This is a genomic window from Spirosoma sp. KCTC 42546 (genome assembly GCF_006965485.1).
GTDB lineage: Bacteria > Bacteroidota > Bacteroidia > Cytophagales > Spirosomataceae > Spirosoma.
Genome location: NZ_CP041360.1, coordinates 1,259,616 through 1,281,720 on the forward strand (window position 1 = coordinate 1,259,616; position 22,105 = coordinate 1,281,720).

General features: G+C 49.3%; 15 protein-coding genes and 1 riboswitch. Of the genes, 5 read left to right on the forward strand and 10 right to left on the reverse strand.

The features are described from left to right. Positions 1–161 precede the first annotated feature (161 nt). The 4 genes from EXU85_RS05065 to EXU85_RS05080 form a co-directional block, all read right to left on the reverse strand. On the reverse strand, positions 162–1,418 hold the full coding sequence (locus tag EXU85_RS05065) for a HAMP domain-containing sensor histidine kinase (protein WP_142771026.1): 1,257 nt from the start codon (positions 1,416–1,418) through the stop codon (positions 162–164). Further along, entirely contained in the window at positions 1,415–2,098 is a 684-nt protein-coding gene (locus EXU85_RS05070) for a response regulator transcription factor (RefSeq protein ID WP_142771027.1), read from the reverse strand. Before EXU85_RS05070 ends, EXU85_RS05065 begins: the two co-directional genes overlap by 4 nt. 102 nt (positions 2,099–2,200) lie before the next feature. Then, positions 2,201–3,172, reverse strand: coding sequence for an aldo/keto reductase (locus EXU85_RS05075; protein WP_142771028.1), 972 nt, complete (start codon positions 3,170–3,172; stop codon positions 2,201–2,203). An 83-nt stretch (positions 3,173–3,255) separates the two neighbouring features. Further along, positions 3,256–3,651 (reverse strand): GxxExxY protein, encoded by a 396-nt coding sequence (locus EXU85_RS05080; RefSeq protein WP_142771029.1) that lies wholly within the window; start codon positions 3,649–3,651, stop codon positions 3,256–3,258. Between the two features lie 285 nt (positions 3,652–3,936). Between EXU85_RS05080 and EXU85_RS05085 the strand changes: the two genes are divergently transcribed. Both EXU85_RS05085 and EXU85_RS05090 read left to right on the forward strand, forming a co-directional pair. Then, positions 3,937–4,260 (forward strand): putative quinol monooxygenase, encoded by a 324-nt coding sequence (locus EXU85_RS05085; protein ID WP_142776618.1) that lies wholly within the window; start codon positions 3,937–3,939, stop codon positions 4,258–4,260. A gap of 42 nt (positions 4,261–4,302) precedes the next feature. Next, on the forward strand, positions 4,303–7,872 hold the full coding sequence (locus tag EXU85_RS05090) for a carboxypeptidase regulatory-like domain-containing protein (protein ID WP_142771030.1): 3,570 nt from the start codon (positions 4,303–4,305) through the stop codon (positions 7,870–7,872). 7 nt (positions 7,873–7,879) lie between these two features. Here the strand turns inward: EXU85_RS05090 and EXU85_RS05095 are convergent, their stop codons facing one another. Together EXU85_RS05095 and EXU85_RS05100 are read right to left on the reverse strand one after the other, a co-directional pair. Beyond that, positions 7,880–8,413 (reverse strand): hypothetical protein, encoded by a 534-nt coding sequence (locus EXU85_RS05095; protein WP_142771031.1) that lies wholly within the window; start codon positions 8,411–8,413, stop codon positions 7,880–7,882. A gap of 60 nt (positions 8,414–8,473) precedes the next feature. Further along, the gene (locus tag EXU85_RS05100; RefSeq protein ID WP_142771032.1) at positions 8,474–8,983 is read right to left on the reverse strand and encodes an N-acetyltransferase; all 510 of its coding nucleotides are present in this window, start codon (positions 8,981–8,983) and stop codon (positions 8,474–8,476) included. Positions 8,984–9,090: 107 nt separating this feature from the next. On the opposite strand from EXU85_RS05100, the gene EXU85_RS05105 reads away from it, so the two are divergent. Next, positions 9,091–9,546 carry a hypothetical protein gene (locus EXU85_RS05105; protein ID WP_142771033.1) on the forward strand — a complete coding sequence of 152 codons (456 nt, stop codon included), beginning with the start codon at positions 9,091–9,093 and terminating at the stop codon, positions 9,544–9,546. Positions 9,547–9,548: 2 nt separating this feature from the next. On the opposite strand, the gene EXU85_RS05110 is transcribed toward EXU85_RS05105, so the two are convergent. After that, on the reverse strand, positions 9,549–9,692 hold the full coding sequence (locus tag EXU85_RS05110; RefSeq protein ID WP_210422442.1) for a hypothetical protein: 144 nt from the start codon (positions 9,690–9,692) through the stop codon (positions 9,549–9,551). 146 nt (positions 9,693–9,838) lie between these two features. Between EXU85_RS05110 and EXU85_RS05115 the strand changes: the two genes are divergently transcribed. After that, positions 9,839–15,271 (forward strand): fibronectin type III domain-containing protein, encoded by a 5,433-nt coding sequence (locus EXU85_RS05115; protein ID WP_142771034.1) that lies wholly within the window; start codon positions 9,839–9,841, stop codon positions 15,269–15,271. A 452-nt stretch (positions 15,272–15,723) separates the two neighbouring features. Here EXU85_RS05115 and EXU85_RS05120 read toward each other — a convergent pair whose 3' ends face one another. The 3 genes from EXU85_RS05120 to EXU85_RS05130 form a co-directional block, all read right to left on the reverse strand. Continuing rightward, positions 15,724–16,647 carry a cation diffusion facilitator family transporter gene (locus tag EXU85_RS05120; RefSeq protein WP_142771035.1) on the reverse strand — a complete coding sequence of 308 codons (924 nt, stop codon included), beginning with the start codon at positions 16,645–16,647 and terminating at the stop codon, positions 15,724–15,726. Between the two features lie 39 nt (positions 16,648–16,686). Next, positions 16,687–18,897, reverse strand: coding sequence for a TonB-dependent receptor (locus tag EXU85_RS05125; RefSeq protein ID WP_142771036.1), 2,211 nt, complete (start codon positions 18,895–18,897; stop codon positions 16,687–16,689). 70 nt (positions 18,898–18,967) lie between these two features. Further along, on the reverse strand, positions 18,968–19,357 hold the full coding sequence (locus tag EXU85_RS05130) for a DUF6660 family protein (RefSeq protein WP_142771037.1): 390 nt from the start codon (positions 19,355–19,357) through the stop codon (positions 18,968–18,970). A 36-nt stretch (positions 19,358–19,393) separates the two neighbouring features. Beyond that, a riboswitch (cobalamin riboswitch) is annotated at positions 19,394–19,605 on the forward strand. 160 nt (positions 19,606–19,765) lie between these two features. On the opposite strand from EXU85_RS05130, the gene metE reads away from it, so the two are divergent. Continuing rightward, positions 19,766–22,102 carry a 5-methyltetrahydropteroyltriglutamate--homocysteine S-methyltransferase gene (metE, locus tag EXU85_RS05135; RefSeq protein WP_142771038.1) on the forward strand — a complete coding sequence of 779 codons (2,337 nt, stop codon included), beginning with the start codon at positions 19,766–19,768 and terminating at the stop codon, positions 22,100–22,102. The last annotated feature ends 3 nt before the right edge of the window (positions 22,103–22,105 follow it).

Sequence of the window (22,105 nt, forward strand, 5' to 3'; positions counted from 1 at the left end):
GGATACGGTAGGATTGTCAAAGGTAAGGAAGGAACAATTTAGTTAATGTGTCCAATTGTAAGATTTTATTGAAAACGAAGTCTCCGCTCAATAATGCACCTTACTCGATTATGAGAGTTACTTATGTATCTATTGATTAACCTCTAGGTTTGCATTATGAGTTACCAAGTTAATATAAATAAATGGGTGTTTTTAGCAGTATGATACTTATATTGTAGTTGTAAGCCGTAACGGTCTGCAATCTGTTTCACTAAAGCCAGTCCTAAGCCTGTCGAGTCGGGCCGGGCTGGGTTTTTAGCAAATCGATTGAAGAGTTGACTCTCAGGGAAAGGGAGTGGATCGCCCGTATTACGAATCGTTAGCTCATTTGTGGTTAAGTCAATATGAATGAAGCCACCAGCCGAGCCATGCCGTGCCGCATTTTTAAGCAGGTTAGTAACGAGCACACTCGCTAACTGCCGGTTTACATGTAGCAGTACACCAGGAGCGATTGACCGGTCAACTACCATGCTTTTGTGCTCGAAGAAGGGTTCATACTCATTAATGTGTTGAGTTACTAATGCGCTCAAATCCAGTGGCTCATCGGCCGAAAACTGATCATTCTCAACCTGTGCGAGCAGTAGGAGCGAACGGTTCAACTGACTTAGTCGGCTGAGTGCATCGGTGGTCCGTTGCAGGTGGGCGTGGTCAACTTCATTGAGCCGTTCCGACTGCATCAGGAAATCTAATTCTGCCGAGGCTACGGCCAGCGGTGTTTGCAGTTCGTGTGATGCGTTTTCGGTAAACTGTTTCTGCAACGAGAACTGTCGGCGTAGTTTCTGGGTGAGTTCGCTGAGTGACTGACTGAGCAAACTAAACTCCTGAACCCGACTTTCGGGAAAAGGCTGGTCGATAGCTTGATCGAGCCGGAAACTGCCGAGCTGATCAATCGTGGCATAAAATGGGCTCCACAATCGGCGGGATAGCCCCAAACCTACGGGAACCGACAACGCCATAAGGATCAGTAAGCCAAGAATGATACCTACTGACATCTCGCGTGCTAGTTCATTGAACTCATAGTAAGGCTGCCGGACGGTTATCAGGTAGGTCTGTCCCTTTGCCGACACCGTTTGCCTGAGCTGGCGCATCTGAATCGGTTCATTATGATCTAACGAATCGAGCAGAACAATATCCGTAAATTCAGGACAGATCGATGTTCGAGTGCGCTCAATGTGTGGGTTATCATCCCAATCAGAAAACTGATCAAAGGATTGATGCTGGAGCCGTTGCCTGGCTTGTTTTACTTCTGCCGTTAGAATCTCATCGACTTCGTGTCGGATTTTTCGGTGGATAAGCGCGTAAAATCCCACCGACCCAATCAGCGCAATAGCCAGTGCTGTTAGCAGCAGATAACGGGCGGTTTGATTAAGCAGACTCATGGCGTTCGGATCGAGAAAACGTAGCCTGCACCGTAGCGTGTCTGGATATAATCGGGACAACCCGCGTTAATCAATTTCCGACGCAGATTTTTGACGTGTGTGTACAGAAACTCATGCGAGTCGGCAGCATCCATAGCATCGCCCCAAACGTGTTCGGCAATCGCCGATTTTGATAAGAGTCGCTCGGCATTCGTGACTAAAAACAACAGGAGCTCATACTCTTTGCCCGTTAATTTTAGATCGGTATCGTGGATGCTCACCCGCTGCTGGTCGGGCCAGAGCGTAATATCCCCTGCTTGTACCTGCGCCTGCCCACCAAACAGTCGTCGGCGAAGTACAGATCGTAGCCGGGCGTTTAATTCGGGCAGGTGAAAGGGTTTGGTCAGGTAATCATCTGCCCCAGCATCGAGACCCGTGAGTTTGTCGGCCAGAGCATCTTTGGCTGTTACGACAATAATGCCTGCCGTTGACTGCCGCCGTTTCAGCGCCCGAACCAGATCGAGGCCGTTTCCGCCGGGCAGCATCAAATCGACCACAACACAGTCGTAGTCATAGTCGTGAGCTTTTTCAGTAGCCTGCTGGTATGTGTCGGCCGTAGTGACTGTATACCCTTCACTTTCCAGGTACTGGCTCACGGCTTTCTGTAAATCAGGCTCGTCTTCGACTAAAAGGATTTTCATTCCGAAAAGTAGAATGGGTAATGTAGAATGGGTAATGAATAATGTAGAATGAACAATGAATTCATTACCCATTCTACATTATTCATTACCCATTCTACATTATTACTGGCTCCATTCGGTAGGGGTACGATCCCAACGGTGACCTTTCAATTCACGTAATAATTCAGGCGATAAACCAGCTCCATCACTCGCTGCGGTATTAGCCTCTACATTTCGAATCTGGCGCATACCGGGAATGGTCGTATGCACATCAGGATTGCTCAGGATGAACCGCAGCGCCATTTCGGGCATGGTCATACCGGCCGGGATAAGGGGCTTAAGGGCATCGGCATGGTCGACGCTGCTGTTCAGGTTCTCGGGCACGAAATAAGTCGAACGCCAGTCGCTGGCCGGAAACGTAGTCTCTTTCGTGAACGTGCCGGTAAGGGTGCCCTCATCGAACGGGACACGGGCAATGACGCCGATGTTCATTTCGCGGCAAAGTGGAAACAGATTATCTTCCGGATTCTGGTCGAAGATGTTGTAAATGACCTGCACCGCATCAATGAGCCCTGTGCGGATCGTGTTCAGGCAATTGTCTGGTTCCCAGCGATTCACCGAAACACCCCACGCCCGAACTTTACCCTGCTGGGTGAGCTTCGTGACGGCTTCCTGCCATTCGTCGTAGTTGGCCCAACTGTCTTCCCAGACGTGAAACTGCTGCAAATCAATCGTTTCGACGCCAAGATTCTTCAGACTTTTTTCGGTGTATTCTACAATGTAATCGGCCGGGAAGACATCGTCCAGTTTAAAGTCCGGCTTCGATGGCCAGATACGATTTTTGGGTGGAATCTTGGTGGCGGCATACAACTGCTTGTCGGTGTTGTTTTTCAGCAGTTGATTAAGGATTTCTTCGCTAACGCCATCGGCGTAGGCCCAGGCGGTGTCGAAAAAATTGCAGCCCAGTTCAACGGAGCGTTGGAGGGCACGTAGCACTTCCTGTTTGTCGGAGCCAGTCCAGCCAGCGAGGCCCCACATACCATAGCCAATTTCAGAAACTTGCCAGCCCGTTCGGCCAAAGGTTCGGTAATTCATGAAGTAAGGGTTTTGTTTAAACACAGAGGCACAAAGAACACAGAGTTTTCTGTGAACTCCTTGCCTTTACAAACAATCTATTATTACTTGTTGAGTTTTCCATTGATTTTTCGATGAATGCCATCTCGCAGGAGTTCGACATTGAAATTAATGAGAAGACCTAGTTTCATCTGAGCCATCCGAAGATAAGTTAACGTCTGTATGTGATTGAGGGGAGTTAGCTCTTGCACGGCTTTCAATTCGATGACAATCATTTCCTCAACTACAATATCCATGAAGAATGTTTTGTTCAACAAGTGGCCTTTATAAACTACGGGTAATTCAACTTGCCGTTCAACGTGAAGCCCCAGCGCTTCTAATTCAAATGCTAGACATTCTTCATATACGCTTTCAAGCAATCCTGGTCCCAATTCGCGATGTACTTCAATGCAGGCACCTATAATCTTGTGATTTAAGGTGTTGTAAATACGTTCATTCATAGCGGTTACGGTTTATTGAACAAATATGAAATAATGTTTTTATTGGGCAATAGAAGAATAGGCTCCGCTTAAAGGCGATTCCACTGCTCAGAGACTGACTAGCGCATAAGCAAAACTCTGTGTTCTCTGTGCCTCTGTGGTTAATCATTTTTTAGTCAATGCATTTTTTAACCACAGAGGCACAGAGAACACAGAGAAAAGTACATGGATACGGATTCTGCGTTCTTAGTGTCGTCATAACTCAACTTTATTTTGTCTTTAAATAGCTTTAAATCAATGAAAACTATGCTGGTTCGTATTGTTCGTATGACGTTTCAGGAAGGTAAGCTCGCTGACTTTCAGACCATTTTTGATGCTTCCAAACAGCACATTCGCTCTTTTCCCGGCAACTGTCATCTGGAGCTTCTACGCGACCCCGACCAACCCAACGTTCGGATGACCTATAGCCTGTGGTCATCGGCCGAAGCGCTCGAAGCATACCGCCAAAGTGAGCTGTTCCGAACGACCTGGGCAGCAACAAAGGCCTTGTTTGCCGAGCGGGCAGTGGCCTTTTCGGGCGAGAAACTGGAAGAGATAATCCCTTTTGGTCGTATGAGTAAAATCACTTAGTGAACGTCTTCTTCATACCGACAAACTAACTGTTAACTTCTCATGAGTCGCTGGCTATCTGTCGTTTATCTGACTATCTGCCTGCTGAATGGGCTGGCCCCACAGGCGTTTGCCCAAACTGCCACGACTACACTAACGGGCTCCGTAGCCGATGCCACTACCGGCAAACCAATGTCCTTCGCCAACGTATATCTGAACGGGAGTACGCGCGGCACATTGACCAATGAACAAGGCTATTACTCGCTTACGGGTATACCATTGGGTACCGTAGAGATTGTGGCTTCTTTTGTTGGCTACCAACCCCAACGGGCCTCTTTACGCTTAACAACTGGCCAGGAGAACAGAGCTAATTTTCGCCTGAAACCAAGCGATCAGACCCTGCTTACCGTAACCGTTCGTGGCAATCAGAAGAAATGGGAACGGCACCTCAGGCAGTTTAAACGACAATTGCTCGGGGAACCCTTTGGGAGCCAATGCCTGATTCTGAATAGCGATGTGCTTAGTTTCAACGAAGAAGATGGTCATCTGAAAGCAACGGCTACTGAGCCAATTCTAATTGAAAACCAGGCATTAGGGTATAAATTAAGGTATGAGCTCCTGTATTTCGATGGGTCGTTCAAACGAGTGTTCTATGCAGGTACGGTACATTTTGACGAGATGAAAGCTGCTGATGAACGGCAGGCAAAACGCTTCCGACGGAACAGACTATTTGCCTACAAAGGCTCAACCCGGCATTTAATGGCCAGTTTAGTTGATGGTAACTACGAACGGGAAGGCTTTATGGTGTATCAGGAAAATCCGGACGTATTGCCGATGAGAACAATCTCCAACCGTATCGTTTTGGCTGGTTCTATTGCTACAGATACGACGAAAGGCCATCTGAAACCCCTAAAAGTAAAGGAATTAATACAGCCGGGGCGCTTGCCGTTTGAGCGACGATTACTATCGGATAAAACACTGATCGTTTTTTATACAAATGCAACCTCGTTCTATTCGCCCTATTCAGATGCACGCTATGCCTATTCAGAAATTAAACTACCTACTGGCGAAATACAACTGACAACAGATGGGACCATTACAATGCCGAATGGTATGGTTGCATCGGGATCATTATCCGACGACCGCCTATCCACAATGTTGCCTGCCGATTGGCAACCACCGAAACCAGATGCTGGTCCGACAACCAGCACAACTGCTACAGTCGCGCAGGTGACTCAGGGGAAATTTCTGCTGCCCGACGCCCGACAAAAGCGAATTGCAACGGCATTTAATGAACGGTTCCAGGCATTGGCACCGATTCTGTTTGTACACAACGATAAACCATTTTATGCCACTGGCGACCGGATGTGGTTAAGTGCTTATCTGCTCGATGCCGCCACAAACCGCCGTCCCCTGGGTGAAACTGCTATCCATGTTGACTTGCTGACACCCAGTGGGAAACTGGTACAACATCAGTGGCTACGGGTAGCCGATGGCCGTGCCGCAGGCAATTTTCGGCTATCAGATTCTTTGGTCTCTGGTACGTATCGGTTGAGGGCCTATACCGATGAAGACGATGGGCAGCGTCGACCTGCTTTTGAACGCACGATTGCCATTACTAATCTGTTTCAGAGCACCCCTCCCAAAGGAGTTGACTCCGAGTCCAAACCGCTGGATGTGCAGGTACTGCCCGAAGGTGGACGATGGATAACCGGACTGCCAGCCCGATTAGGCATTAAAGTCACAGATTCGGAAGGCCATGGAATACCAGCCTCAGGGGTGGTTGTGACAAATGAGGGTAAAGAGGTTTGCCGCCTGAACATCAACCCGTATGGAATGGGTAGTTTTAGTATGACGCCCGAAGCTGGTAAAAAGTATTATGCTGATGTAGTCTATAATAATCAACATCAGGTTGTTCTGCTCCCTCCGGCTGAATCCGAAGGCCTCGTACTGTCAGCTGATGCTGTTAGCGATACTAATCTACTGGCTTTAACGATTACGGGTACCAATAGGCCGTCAATTGATTCCGTTTACGTGTTGTTTCAGCAACAGGGGCGCTTGTTCGACCAACGGAAAATCCTGTTGCAAAACGGACTGGCGCGCGTTACTTTACCAACGGAGCCCTTTCCCCCCGGTCTTGTTCAGATTACATTGTTCGACGCAGCGGCCCACCCGCAGGCTGAACGCTTGGTATTTATAAGCGAGCAGTTGTCGCCTGTTCGGGTACTCATCGAGTTAAATAAACCGCACTATCAACCCCGGGAACGGGCAATTCTGAGTATCAACCTGAATGACGAGGGATTACCTGCTATGGCTGCCCTGTCGGCGTCCATTACCGATGCTGGACAAGTCCCTGAGGATACCGCTGCGGCTACGATTAAAACACACATATTGCTGACGGGCGAACTACGTGGACGCGTCGAATTTCCTAATTTTTACGTGAAAGACAACTCAATCGAAACACGCCGGGCCACCGATGATCTGCTGCTAACGCAGGGTTGGCGCCGAGTGAGTGGTACGCCCGCTACTGAACTGATGGGCGGAGTATCGTTGATGGGACGAGTGCTGAACGCAAAAAATCAACCTATTTCGGGAGCACAGGTCATGGTAGCGTCTACGGTGGCAGAACATTCATTCGTGCGGTCAGCAGGAACGAATGATAAGGGGCGGTTTCGGCTGGCCGGTCTGGAGATTGCCGATACCATACAGTTGATGACCCAACTCGCGGATCACCAACTGAAAAACTTTGCGGATAAAGATGCGCATCTGATTCTGGAGGGACCGTGGGTATCGTGGCAAGTCGATACCGTGAATGTGCATTCCAATTGGGCTATGTTGCATGCCCAGTTAGAGGCTGCCCGGCGTCGCCAGGAAAATGATAGCGATCTATATCGGGATAAAACGGCCAAGCTGTTGAAGGCCGTAACCGTGCGGGCAAGAAAACTGGATGACCGGCCTGGCGATATTCAGCGGTCGAGCTTACACAGTGAAGCCGACGCTACCCTTACGTTTGATGAAACATCCCCCCGATTCGCCAATCTCTATGAAATGATGCGGGGGAGAGTGGCGGGAGTAAACATTACACAACAACCTTTAACCGGTAGCTATCAAGTCGTTATTCGGGGTGTTGGTACACTGAAGAGTGGCTCCCAACCCCTGTACCTACTCGATGGTATGACTATTCAGGATAACGATGGTACGGCACTACTTTCGTTCAATCCGGGTGATATTGAGCGCATTGAAGTATTGAAAAATGGTGGTACTGCGGGTATCTATGGCGTTCGGGGTGGTAATGGCGTCATTGCTTTTTACACGAAACGATTCCGGCCTGATCAACAAAAAAGCGCAGCAAAAGGGGGAATGAAACCCTTGCAACTTATTGGCTACGCGTCGGTTCAGCGGGAGTTTTATTTGCCAAAATATGCTACCGAAACGCAGCCGGGTACGTTATCGGATCGGATTGATCGCCGGGATGTACTCTACTGGAAACCTCTGATGCAAACGGATAGCCAGGGACACAGTCAGTTGATATTTCCGTTGTCGGATGTTGTTCGCACGGTACGCGTGACCCTACAGGGGATCACGGACACGGGCCGACCGATAGCCGTTACCAAACTGATCCAGGTGCAATGAGCAACTGTTACTTTCCCCAGACTGGCGTAGGGGTTGCAAGCTCAAATAGTTCGTTGATATAATAATCCCGACGGTCGCGTTTATCGCATTCATCGCCCCCAATCGGATAGCGGCAAGTCGCATACACGGCCACATTGTCGGGATTCATCAGACTGACATACAGGCCATTTGTAAACTTCTCCGTTTTGTGTGCCCGATTGAGCAGGCAATGGCCAAGTTCATGAAATACCAGGCACTCCCGTTCATTGGTACTGGCTGTTTTCCAACAGAAATCGTCGGCATTAAGAATAATTCGAGGTGTTTTGCCATTTTCCAGAATGCATTGTCCGCAAACGTCTTCGGTTAGTACCGTCCCGAATGTAACGATCAGATTCGCCGTTGAAACGACCTTATTTCGTTTAGCGGCTTCATCCCGAAATGATTTTAGATACGGTTCAACCTCCGCTGGCACGCTATACTGCACTGGCTCGGGTTGCGAATTTGACTGACAACCCGTTAATCCGGCGAGAATTACGAAGATGACGAACGAAAATGGACGCATAGAAACAGCTTAAAGCTACTTAAGAGTCGCTGGCACGAGTATTTACTTGTGCCAGTGCCCCTAAAACATCATTACATAATACTGACACAAAAATGTTTGCCCAAATTCATGAATCTGACGCTGGTAGGTGGGTTGAAAGCCGTAGCGTTCGTAAAACTGCATCAGTTTAGGGCGGGTGGCGTCGGTTTCGAGTTGCAGGATTTTAATGCCTCGCTGAAGACACTCCGTCCGGCAAAAATCAATGATGGCGGCAAATAGATTCTGACCGCCAAACGCTCGCCGAATGGCTAATTTGTGAATAAAGCCTGAGGTGTTGGCGGGCACATCGGGCCAGTAAAGCGGGTCTTCCCATTGCAGAATAAACACGCCGGCAGGTTCTGGTTCAGCACCATCGTCACGGTTGGCGTACAGCACATAGAGATTGCCCGTTGTGTACTCATCCAGCAGGTTTTCGGGCGTAAGTGTGTCGATCTGCCAGAGTTCCTGGCCACTGTCGACGAGCCATTGGCCTACTTCGCGGAGTACGTTAAAGGCTAGCTCAGGCTGGTCGTTTCGGAAAGAGAATTGCATCAAAAAACAGGTTGTTGGAGGGTTGTCACAGTTCGCCCGGCGTTCAGGTATACCAAAAGCGTTATGCAGATGCCTAACATTTCGACTGGCTCACAAGTTAAGCACGTATGACAAAGCTAAACAAGAAAATCCTGCAATCGTTGGGTAGTGGTTTGGTTGGTGCCTGCGCGCTGACAGTACTCCACGAAACGGCCCGCCAATTCATTGATGAGGCTCCTCGGGCCGACATCCTGGGCATGCGAGCCATCAAAAAAGTGATGGGCACCGTTGATGCTGAACCACCGGCCGATGAGGAACTTCACGACTGGGCGCTAGGCGGGGACCTCGTATCGAACATGCTTTATTACAGTCTGATTGGACTAGCCAAACCAAAAGATGCGTTGCTGGCGGGCACTGCACTGGGTGCTGTGGCGGGCGTAGGGGCAGTAGGTTTGCCTGGGCCGTTGGGCTTGGGAACAGCACCCAGTAGCCGAACACCAGCTACGGCAGCTATGACTATTGGCTGGTATCTGGTTGGTGGCCTGGCAACGGCTGCTGCGTATAGATGGCTAAAGCGTAAATGAAATCATTCGGTTACCTGAATGCCCTCGTCTTTTAGGTAGCGACCAATGTTAAAGGTCTGGTCATCCAGTAGTTCCAAATCGCGGTTCCAATCCATTGTGAGCCAGGCGTCAGCATTCTTTTCGGTCACCATCGTTCCGTTCCTCATTACTTTATACGAAAGTCCATATTTTGATGTAGTCTACGTATTTATTCGATAGAGACTATTCTTAAATTTAAATAAATATAGAGTTAAAGATTTGGCCAAATAATTGCTTTATTTATCAAGAGTTCTGCCAAGTCCTTCCTCTATCCATGAACGTTCATTACCTGATTAGTTTGCTGATAAGCTATGCCTTATCCTGCCTGTCGGTGTATGCCGATTGCCAGATTCCCCAAGGTTCGTATATCTATAATTTGACGTATCAGTCGGCTTCATTAAGCTGGTCGTATTATGGGAGCAATTCTCCTACTTATCAACTGCAATGGCGTATATCGGGCAATGCAACCTGGACAACCAACCCAGTACTGACAACACCAGGTACTTCGCTAACAGGACTAACAAACAACACGACTTACGAATGGCACGTGCGATCCATATGTGCCGCAGGTGATACATCGGCCTATACGAGTACGCAGACGTTTCAGACGAAATGTGATCTGCCGTACGCACTCCAGATAGCTAATGTCACTCATCAATCGGCCCAACTTGCCTGGTATGCACCAGTTAGTGGGGCCACTTATGAAGTACAATGGCGATCGGTTGGGGCTGCTACCTGGACAATCGTGCCTGGATTGACCGCCAACTATCTGAATCTAGCGAGCCTACCAGAAGACACTTCGTTTGAATGGAAAGTCAGGACAATATGCTCTACTACGGAAACGTCTGATTTTAGTACTGGACCCTCCTTTCGAACAATTTGTCTTCCGCCGTCGAATGTTCGTGTTACGCTGATTAACCCTGAAGCCGTTGAGCTTAAATGGGATAGCCCTGTAGCCAATGCACGTTTTGATCTACAATGGCGTCAGGCTGGCACAACCGCCTGGACATTATTAGAGGGAATCACGTTGGCCGAATACACTCTGACTGGCTTAACGAATAATACGTCCTATGAATGGCAGGTTCGAACTGCCTGTTCGGCTACGTCAAAATCAACATTCTCGGCTATTCAGCCGTTTCAGACCAGTTGCCCTTTACCCATTAATCTGGTCAGCAACTTTGTAACGTTTAATTCTGCGCTACTCCAATGGACATCTCTGGCTACAGATCTACAATGGCGAGCTTCCGGAACTGCTGACTGGCTAACTGTACCGAATGCCATATCGCCTTATTCGCTAACCGGTTTGACAAATAATACCGTCTATGAATGGCGGGTGCGTACGGTTTGCTCATCAACAGTAGCGTCGGCCTATACGTCGACGCAATTGCTAACCACTCAGTGCCTGGCACCTAACAGTACATACAGTAATGCGGACGATTTTGGTGGGTTTCGACTGAACTGGTATTCACCAGAGAGTGGGACATTTGAGTTGCAGTGGCGGGTATCGGGTACCGACAGTTGGTCGGTAACAACGGGAATTGTAGGAACCACGTATAATCTGACAGGGCTGTCACCCGGAACGACCTACGAATGGCGGGTTCGTAAAACATGCTCCACCACAGAATATTCTGGTTTTTCAACCCCTCAATCCATCACAACAGGCTGTAGTATACCCACATACCCTCGAAGCGAAAGTGCAACTAGTACGAAAATTGATCTGGTCTGGAGTTCAGCCGAGCCAGGCGGAAGCTATGAAGTACAATGGCGAATTGTTAATACACCAAACTGGACAACAGTCGTTGACATTACGGCAAAGCGATATACCTTAACCGGCTTGCAGGTAAATATGCATTATGAATGGCGGGTTCGTAAAGTATGTACAGCTACGGTTGCAACCGCATTTACGGATAGCCAAACGTTTACCCTCACTTGTGCGCAGCCCACATCGTTCAGCACCCGTAGTATAAATTTTTCCTCGGCTACGATAAGCTGGTCCGGCGCCAACAGCTATTCACCCTATGAGATTCAATATCGTCAGGCGGGGGCTAACGACTGGATATCCGTAGCTGACCTAAGTTCAAGTCAGTATTCAGTAAGTGGCCTCAATAATAACACAACCTATGAGTGGCGGGTACGGTCGTCATGCCCTGCGGTTGGGTTACCGGATTTTTCGGCAGTGCAAACGTTTCAAACGCAATGCAGTGGTCAGTTTTCTAATCTGTATGCCGGGAGTGTTGCTTACAACTCCGCAAACTCCGCCGTTTTATACTGGCAAATTGATGGTAACGCCCGACTGTATGAGATTCAATACCGGGAAACAGGCAGCGCAGACTGGATCATACTACGGCCTGAGGCTACTGAGGCTGATCCTTACTTTGGTGAGACGGCGTATAATTATGTCGGGAAGCAGTATACACTCTACAACCTTACGCCTGGCAAAACGTACGAATGGCGGATACGAGCGTTATGTACGCCCTCGATTTATTCTGATTTTGTTAATGGGCCGACATTTACAAGTGCTTGCCTGATCCCGCAGGACGTATCCGGTTTTCAGCAAAGCAACACAACGCTGGCAATATCCTGGTATGTACCACCATACGTAACCCATTACGACTTACAATGGCGACTGGTTGGTGCTTCTGACTGGAATACCGTAAGTGGGTTGACTGGTGCATCGTATACATTGACGAATCTGACGGCTGGCAGTACCTATGAATATCGGGTTCGACGGCAATGTTCGCCTGGTATCGTCAGCGAATTTTCGGCACCCGTTGCCAGAACAATGCAGTGTACCATGCCCAATTCGCTTATGACCGAGACCATGTCAGGTTCGTCGGCACGGCTGACCTGGTCTTATTATAACGACGGTATTGACGGGGCGACTCATAGCAATGACCTGCAATACCGGGTTTTGGGTTCATCTACATGGACAACCGTGACGGGTGTTGTTGGGACTACCTACTCATTAACAGGAATAACAACAGGTGTGCGCTATGAATGGCGGGTCAGGGCTGTTTGCTCGCCCGGAATAACGTCTGACTTTTCTGCTCCCTCCACATTCGGACTAAATTGCTATCCACCTTCTGTAAATAGCTACTATACCCAGATTGGGACTACGTCGGCCTTTTTATCCTGGAATAGTGGCTCCCCATGGACTAAGTCCTATTTACTTCAGTGGAGGACCCTGGGGACCACCGACTGGACGAGCGTACCCATAGCGTATAGTAGCAACAGTAGTAGCTTATCAAGCTATTACCTAACGGGGCTAACCAATAATACCAGCTATGAATGGCGGGTTGCTACGAACTGTGGTGATGGTTATTTGTCTGACTTCTCCTATACACAATCGTTTCATACTGCCTGTCCATCCGTTCAGGATCTGGTAGTTAATTCGGTGGGGTCTACGAGTGCTCAGCTCAGTTGGAGTGGTGCGAATTTGTTGCCACAATCGAGCTATCTCCTTCAGTATCGGGTTCGCGGAACAGTAGTCTGGACTGAAGTAAGTGGCATCACGAGCCCAACCATACAACTTGTGGATCTGGCCCTTAATACAACCTACGAATGGCGGGTTCGTGTTGAATGCGAATCGGGTGTTGCCCTTAAATTTTCGCCCAGTAGCGCGTTTGCAACACAATGTCCTACGCCGGGCAATCTGTATGCGTATGATGTAACAACAAAGTCGGCTCTGCTTACCTGGGGTACGAATGCTGAAAATAGTGCCGTTAATCTGCAATGGCGACAGGCCTATTCAAACAGTGTATGGAATGAGGCAAAGCAGTTGACCGGATCGGCCTATGTGGTAACGGGGCTTAAATCGGCTACTCGTTATGAATACCATATTCAAGGCGTCTGCAATGCTACCGATCAGGCCGTTTCCCCATCCCGGACCAGTGGCGAATTTATAACATCATCGCCTTATGCATCTTCTCTTTCCATTTACCCTGACGAGATATCGGCTCAGGCTGTTCGCCTGCAGTGGGTAGGTGGCCCGGATAAGACAACTTATATCCTCCAGTGGCGCGTACGCAATGCCGGCTGGACTACAACCGGCCCGCTGTCGGCAACGGGTTATTTACTGACGGGCTTAACGCCGAATACCACCTACGATGTTCGACTTAGCTATGTAGAGAATGGCGTGACGTATGAGGCTAGCAATAGTTTTACAACGCCTTGTACCCGGATGAATTTATTGAGCGCTGTTGATATTACGGCAACAACGGCCAAACTAACCTGGGCTGCTGTGGGCTTTCCGGCGTCGACACCATGGCAAGTGTCCCTCCAGTGGCGTATGGTCGGTTCTACAATCTGGAATACAGTAACAGGCATAACCGGTAATTCGTATACCCTGACTGGTTTAAGCGATAACGTAACCTACGAGTGGCGTGTTCAGAACCTGTGTTCTGCCGATGTAACGAACGTTAGCTATCCGGCGTCGTTCCAGACAATTTGCCAGATTCCAACGTCCACCGCTACGCAGAAGGTAACTACGGAATCAGCACTACTAAGCTGGAATGGATTTGGGCCAACCTATTCCGTGCACTATCGCGTCATGGGAACAACTGCCTGGACTACTGTGACCGGGTTGACGTCCACTACTTTTGTGTTGACCGGATTGGCGAATGATACCAATTATGAGTGGGCCGTTGCTACTGTTTGTACACCAGGTAGTAGCTCCGTATACACACCTCCACTACCGTTCAAGACCCAATGTCGGCTTCCAACGTCGCTCAGTGTAAACCTTCTGACTACCAGTCAGGTACAATTGGTATGGGATAGCCCTGAGTCGGCCTATGAACTTCAATGGCGAGTTGTAGGAAGTGCGACCTGGTCTACTAGTTCGGGTATTACCTCCCCATACACGCTAACGGGACTAATCACCGGGACAACCTACGAGTGGCGCGTTCGGGCTGCATGCGCTGTAGCGGCTAACGGGCCGTTTGCATCCGGCAATTCATTTACGCCCCAATGTCCTTCTTATTACAATGTGTATAAAAATACGGTTGATATAACAGCCAATAGGGCCCAATTGACCTGGTCTGCCAACGCTGCATTGGCGTACGGCTTGCGCTGGCGATCCGCAAGTAGCAGTACCTGGATAGATGTACCCGGAAACGTGACGCCACCTTATACACTAACGGGTTTAATCAATAATACAGCCTACGAATGGCAACTTCTCACCGACTGCCAACCTGCAGATGGCTCGTCGGCGTTTTTTCAGACGCATTGCAATGCGCCATTCCGTTTGCAAACGGAGGATCTAACAACAACATCGGCGCGGTTAAACTGGAACGATTCAAGAGATGGAATGGGGTATGAAGTTCAATGGCGTTTAGCTGGTACGTCCAGTTGGAACGTTATTTCCGGTATTACAAGTACTAGTTGTCTACTGTCTGGCCTGACGAATTATACCGATTACGAATGGCAGGTACGTTCCCAATGTGAGAACGAAGTTCCATTTCAATTAACAGCGTTGTTTAAAACAGTCAATGCATGTTCATCGGAACTACTCTATACCATCCGCGACGGCTCCTGGGATGATCCAACTATATGGTCCTGCAATCGAGTTCCAACGAGTACTGACAAGGTGAAACTGAATCACAAGCTCGTCATTCCAAACGCCTACGTAGCTAAAGCATTGACTATTTACTACGAAACGGGTGCCAGGCTCACGTTTGGAATAGGAGCAAGCGTAAACGTGGGGAAATGAGCTGACACGTTTGCTTACTACTACGTGAGGGATTAGCCTGATCACGTAGTGATCGCATGATTATAGAAAAATAAATTGACTACGTACTCCGCATGCCGTAGGTATGCTACAGTACTGGGCTTGTTGCATACCTACGGCATGCCTCTGCGGATTTACATTTCTTCTTTCTATAAACATTTGATGCCTAACGGCATCGTAAAAGGGGGCAATTAGCCACAATTCACTTTATATATGAACCAGGGGTTTTTTATAAAAATGCCGAAGGCATGAAATGATTATAGAAGAAGTTCGACAAGTCTTTTCATACCTCCGAAGGAGTGACATAGTAGGCTTATTGTGTCACTCCTTCGGAGGTATGAAAAGGATAAACAATAAAAATGACACGGCACCGGCCGCCCGGCCTTTCAGGGTTGAACGTTTTTATAACAAAGCCCTGAATATATGAACAGAGCTTAGCAAATCTTAGTCGCGCAGTCATCTTCGGCAACGATCTCCGTCTCGAGTGTCGCGTGGCTTATCTTTTGATGTTCGAGCCGATGGCGGGCGTCGTGCTTCAGGGAAACGATCTGTGAATCAGATAGGCCCGGTTGCAGAACAAGGTGAGCCGTAAGGGCATTTTCGGTCGTGCTCATGGCCCAGATATGTACATGGTGCACATCTTTTACACCCGCTACCGCGCGTAGGTCGGCCAGTACGGCTGCGAGGTCGATGCCCGCCGGTATACCGTCCATAGACAGGCGCAAGCTATCCGTCAGTAATCGCCAGGTGGAGCCCATAATGATAATGGCCACAAGGATACCGATAACCGGGTCGAGCCAGGTCCAGCCCGTGTAGTTGATCAGCACGCCAGCCACTACTACGCCCAGTGAAACCAGCGCGTCAATGGCTAAATGCAGGTAAGCGCCTTTGGCGTTCAGGTCGTGCTCTTTGTTGCGAAAAAAGAGCAGGGCTGACACCGTATTAACAACAATGCCGACCGCTGCCACCCACGCCACGGACCCGCCGGCCACGGGTTCGGGATGGCGGAACCGCTGAATGCTTTCCCAGAATATAGCCCCAATAGTAATCAATAAAATGACCGCATTGGTCAGTGAGGCCAGCACCGTGCTTTTGCGATATCCATATGTAAAACTCGGCGTTTGCCGAACACGCGCCAGCCGAAACGCCAGCAGCGACAATAACAAACTTGCTACATCACTGAGGTTATGGCCCGCATCGGCAATGAGTGCCAGGGAGTTGTAGTAAAATCCCAGGGCAAATTCAACCACCACATATCCCGCGTTCAAAATGGCCCCGATGATTAACGCCCGGTTTATGGATGTTAGAACGGTAGGGCCGTGACTGTGTCCCGCGTGGTCATGGTGATCGTGCGCCATATATAGTTGTGTAGCGCGGACGGAAGTCCGCGCTACTTATCAAAGTTTAAGTTTAATTCCCCCATTAATAATACGGCCATCAGTAGGGGCATAGATGTCCGTGACAAAATTAGGCTGCGTTATTGTACCATTTACCAAGGGTTCGAAGCGCGACTGCCGTACATCAAAGAAATTCTCGAAGTTAATAAAAATGCTACCCTTTGTGTTGTGGCCAAATGACCATTTTCGCTCAATCATATAACCAAACGTCCAATAGGCGGGTGTGCTGGTACCATTTGTCCGCTGCTGAGTGCCAGAATAAAAAGCTTCGAAACCGGTTTTCAGCTTCTCCGTTTCATATAGGGTTGTAAAATAAAGCCTGTGCTTTGCGGTCAGCGGAAGCATGCCTGTCAGGTTATCGTACTGCCGTTTTGTATCAATAAACGAGTAGCCCAAAAAACCATGAATATCGTGATAAACCAGGCGCACGTTCGTTTCAAAACCGCGTGTCGACAGGTGCCCGTTGGCCGTACGGAATGCCGCAAGACCACTTGTCGACAAAACCGTCAGGCGATTTAACTGGGTGTAAAAAAACAGCTGATTAATTGACAGTGTGGTTTTATCGCCCAGCTCGGTTCGGTAGTTAATGTCCCAGTTCAATCCCATCGACGATTCGGTTTGATCATTGCTGATTGACCGTAGATTCACATTCTGGAAAGACATCCGTTCGGCATCTTCGGTGAAAATAGTTGGAGCTTTGTAGCCCAGTCCACCACCCAATCGGCTTGTCCAATGGGCAGATGCGTGATACAGCAGCGAAAAACGAGGCAGCAAAAACAACTTCGGACGAGAGGAGGCCGCCCCGCTAACCGTTGTAGTCACAGCGTCGGCACGAAGGCCCGTTTCCAGGCTGAACTGGTCGGAGAGTGTGAGTGTGTTCTGAAGAAAAACGCCCACAATAGCTTGGTGATAGATAGAGCTTATCCCCAATATGGTGGGTGGAATTTCTATCTGGAAAGCATCTGTCCAGACATTCAGGCCAGCAATCCAATCGGTTTTTTTCTGGTGTTTAAAATAACTGACTTCCGAAAAAGACGATTGCTGTAGGCCATCAAACCGGTAATTGGGTAAGACAATAGCGCGTTTGAAACGACTATAGCTATTCTTGATTGTCAATAGGGCATCGTTACTAAACCGTTTTTCCAGCCGAAACTGAGTAGCTAGCCGTCGGGAGTCATTGGCTTCGGTATACCCAGTTGTGGGTTCACTCCGAATGGATGGCAGATAACCACCTATCCGATGTTCATTCACCCAGATTATGCCTGCCGAAACCGTTGTGGTAGCGTTTGGATACCAGAAGAATTTAGGCTGGATGGTTGTACGAGCCGTTTGCGGGAGGTCCGAAAACTGATCGTTGTTGACATCGTACACGCGCTGCAGATTACGGGTGGCGTAAAACGTGAGCCCTACTTTTTCGTTGCGCTGGGCATAATAGGCGTTCAGGTCAAGACCAAAGGCAGTCGTGCCGTTAATCAGAAAGGACAGGTCGCGCTCGCGGGTAGGTTCTTTCGTGACTAGATTGACTAATCCAGCAATAGCACCACTACCGTATAAGGTTGATTGACAGCCTTTCACAAGTTCAACCTGTTTCAAATTCAGGGGTGGCACCTGCATCAGGCTCAGGCCGCTCGAAAATCCACTATAAAGTGGCAACCCGTCCTGCAGCAATTGCGTGTACCGCCCATCCAGCCCCTGGATCCGAAACGTAGCATTGGCTGATGTGACGGATGTTTGTTGCACTTGAATTCCCGGACTTTCGCGCAAAATAACCGCAATATTTGCGGGCTGCATATTCGCCTTTTCGTCCAGCTCCTCGCCGTCGATCACTTCAACACGTGTTGGTTCGTCGGCAACACTTCGCCCGCTTCGGGTAGAGGAAACCGTAATTTCCTCCAGCGCTTCTACGGAGGGATCGAGTAGAGCCTGAAGGGTATCCGTACCAGGACTTGCGATGGTATGATGGATGGATTGAAAGCCAACGGCCGAAATTCGTAACCGATAAGGGCCGGATGGCGGTAGTTTCATCTGTGTGAAACCAGCGGTATCGGTAGCTGCGCCGATTGAGGTGCCAACCAATAGAATTGTAGCACCGGGAATAGCTTGTTTGGTGAGGGCGTGACGGACAGAAATCCGTAGGGTATCTTGTGGAAGTGCCGTACTACCACCCAAAGCAATGTAAGAAAAGAATAGAAATAGAATAACGTTTTTCATCCTGTAGGGAGAATAAATGGAACATGCCGACTGATGGATGACCAGCCGGGAGAAAATCCATGAAAAACGGTTATACTTTAGGCGGCTGCCAGATGGCGAGCGCTACATCGGAATGGCTAGGCGACTGATAAACAAAGGCCTGCTCGTCAGGAGCAGTTGAATTTGGAACCAGCGAAAGCATGTAGCTGAACGAACGGGGAATTGAAAAGCCGAGACAAATGGTGCAATGACAGAATGGACTACAGGGTGCTTTATGTCCGTGGTCGTCGGTTGAGTGCGAAGTGGATGTGCTGGCTGTCTGGTCCGGTTGCGCATGGCAATCTGCATCCGGGCAGGGTAGGCCGGTCAGCAGCAAGAGCCAGAACGAAAAAAGACACACGATCGCTTTCATGCCAGCAAAGGTAGCGGGCGGGCGAATGCAACAGGTAGTCAAAAAGGGATGAACGCTTGTTTTTGCCACCACAATGCGGTTAGTTTGTCCTAACGTTCTTTGTTTTCCGTCAAACAAGCTAATGGTTTTCCTGAGAGGTTCAGGAAATGAAAAAGGAATCGTGTGAAATTCACGAGCAGACGTTGCTACTGTCAGTGACCATTTAGAAAAGGGTTTGCCCTCGATGTCCATTGTCCCGAAACGGTTCGCCGATGGGATGAGAAGGACGGCAAATACCGTCACAAGCCAGGAGACTTGCCCTTAGCTTTGCTGATTACGCCCACACGAAATTGGGTTTATCAAGATTGACCATCTCGTTCTTTTCCCGCCCTCTCCCCGAGGACGGAAGCGGTGTGTCGTGTTGATAATTCTCTGATGTAGTGGTAGGCGTATGGAGTTCGGCATCGAACGCGATCAACCATTTTATCTAGTAACAACATGATCGCACACAATCTCGGCTATCCACGAATCGGTAGCCACCGCGAACTCAAACGGGCCTGTGAACAATTCTGGGCCAACAAAATCACCACTGAGCAGCTTCAGGACGCCGGTCGACGCATTCGACAGGATAACTGGCTGACCCAACAGCAGGCTGGCATTACGCTGGTTCCCTGCAACGACTTTTCGTTCTACGATCAGGTACTCGATATGTCCCTGACCGTTGGCGCGATACCGAAGCGGTTTCGGCCGCTGCTCGATCAGTCGCATCAGGCTGATGCTGATCTACTAACGCTGTACTTCGCTATGGCGCGGGGGTACCAGCAGAACGGGCTGGACCTGAAAGCGATGGAAATGACCAAGTGGTTCGATACCAATTATCATTACATCGTGCCGGAGTTTACTGCCGATCAGGCGTTTACGCTGCTCTCTGAGAAACTTTTCGACGAATTCGAAGAAGCGAGACAAACACTGAGCACCACGCCCAAACCCGTATTGCTGGGGCCGGTTTCGTACCTGTTACTTGGCAAAGAGAAAGAGCCTGGCTTTGATCGGCTCGATTTGCTCGATCGGTTATTGCCAGTCTACGAGGTCATCCTGAGCCGCCTACAGGAGCAGGGTGCCGACTGGATTCAGCTCGATGAACCTACACTCTCACTGGATCTGACGGATGATCAACGGGCGGCTTTTGCCAAAACCTACAACCGGCTTCGGCTTCAATTTCCGAAACTCAAGCTGCTGTTGGCTTCGTATTTCGAGTGCTACGGAGCCAATCTGAATCTGGTTAGTCAATTACCGGTCGATGCGTTGCATCTGGATCTGGTCCGTTGCCCAAATCAGCTGGACGATATTTTGCAAACCGATTTTGTCCATAAACAAACACGCCTGTCGCTGGGTGTGGTTGATGGCCGTAACATCTGGATCAATAACCTGGAAACCTCGCGGGCAACGATTCAACGAGCTGTCGAAAAAATTGGACAGAACCGAATTCTCATTGCGCCGTCGTGTTCGCTGGTACACGTTCCCTGCGATTTAAATTCAGAAACGAACGAGCAGGGGCTAACGCCCGAAATCAAGCAGTGGATGGCCTTCGCCCGGCAGAAACTGGATGAAGTAGCAACCCTGGTGACGCTGTTCCGGGAGCCGACGAACGCGCAGGCAACCGCAACATTGGCAACTAACCAAACGGCCCTAATCGCCCGCTGGCAATCGACGCTGATAAACCGCCCGGCTGTGCAGGCACGTCTGAGTCAACTGACGGAGAAAGATGCGCAGCGTCAGGACTCGTTTGCCCAACGGCAACCACTGCAACAGGAGCGACTGCAATTGCCACTGTTTCCAACAACAACAATTGGTTCATTTCCCCAAACGGAATCCGTTCGAGCCAACCGCGCGAAGTTTAAAAAAGGCGAATTAACCCTGGAGCAGTACGAAGATTTCATTCGAACCGAAACCGAACAGGCCATTCGCTGGCAGGAAGAGGTTGGGCTGGACGTACTGGTTCATGGCGAGTTTGAGCGCAACGATATGGTCGAATATTTCGGCGAATTGCTCGACGGCTTTGCCTTCAGCGAAAACGGCTGGGTGCAGAGTTACGGCTCCCGCTGCGTGAAACCGCCCATCATTTACGGAGACATCTATCGACCCGAACCCATGACGGTACGTTGGGCCCAGTTTGCGCAGTCATTGACCAGCAAACCTGTTAAAGGAATGCTGACCGGCCCCGTTACCATTCTGCAATGGTCATTTGTTCGCGACGATCAGCCCCGCCGGGACACCTGCCTGCAAATTGCGCTGGCTATTCACGATGAAGTTGTTGACCTGGAAGCGGCTGGCATTCGGGTTATTCAGATTGATGAACCTGCCATTCGGGAAGGGCTTCCGCTGCGGAAAGAGAACTGGAAAACCTACCTGGAGTGGGCCGTACGGGCATTCCGGATTTCGGCCTCGGGTGTGCAGAATGAGACCCAGATTCACACGCATATGTGTTATTCGGAATTTAACGACATGATTGATGCAATTGCCAATATGGATGCTGATGTGATCACGATCGAAACATCGCGGTCGCAAATGGAACTGCTGGATGCATTTGTCAATTTTAATTACCCAAACGAAATTGGACCGGGGGTTTATGATATTCATAGCCCACGTGTGCCAACGGTAGCTGAGATGGTCGATCTGCTCCAGAAAGCGACAAATGTGCTGCCCATTCGTAACTTATGGGTAAATCCGGATTGTGGCCTGAAAACACGCCGGTGGCCGGAAACCGCCGAATCACTAAAAAATATGGTGCAAGCTGCCCAAACAGCCCGCGAATTAGTTATTGAGTCAGTATAATCA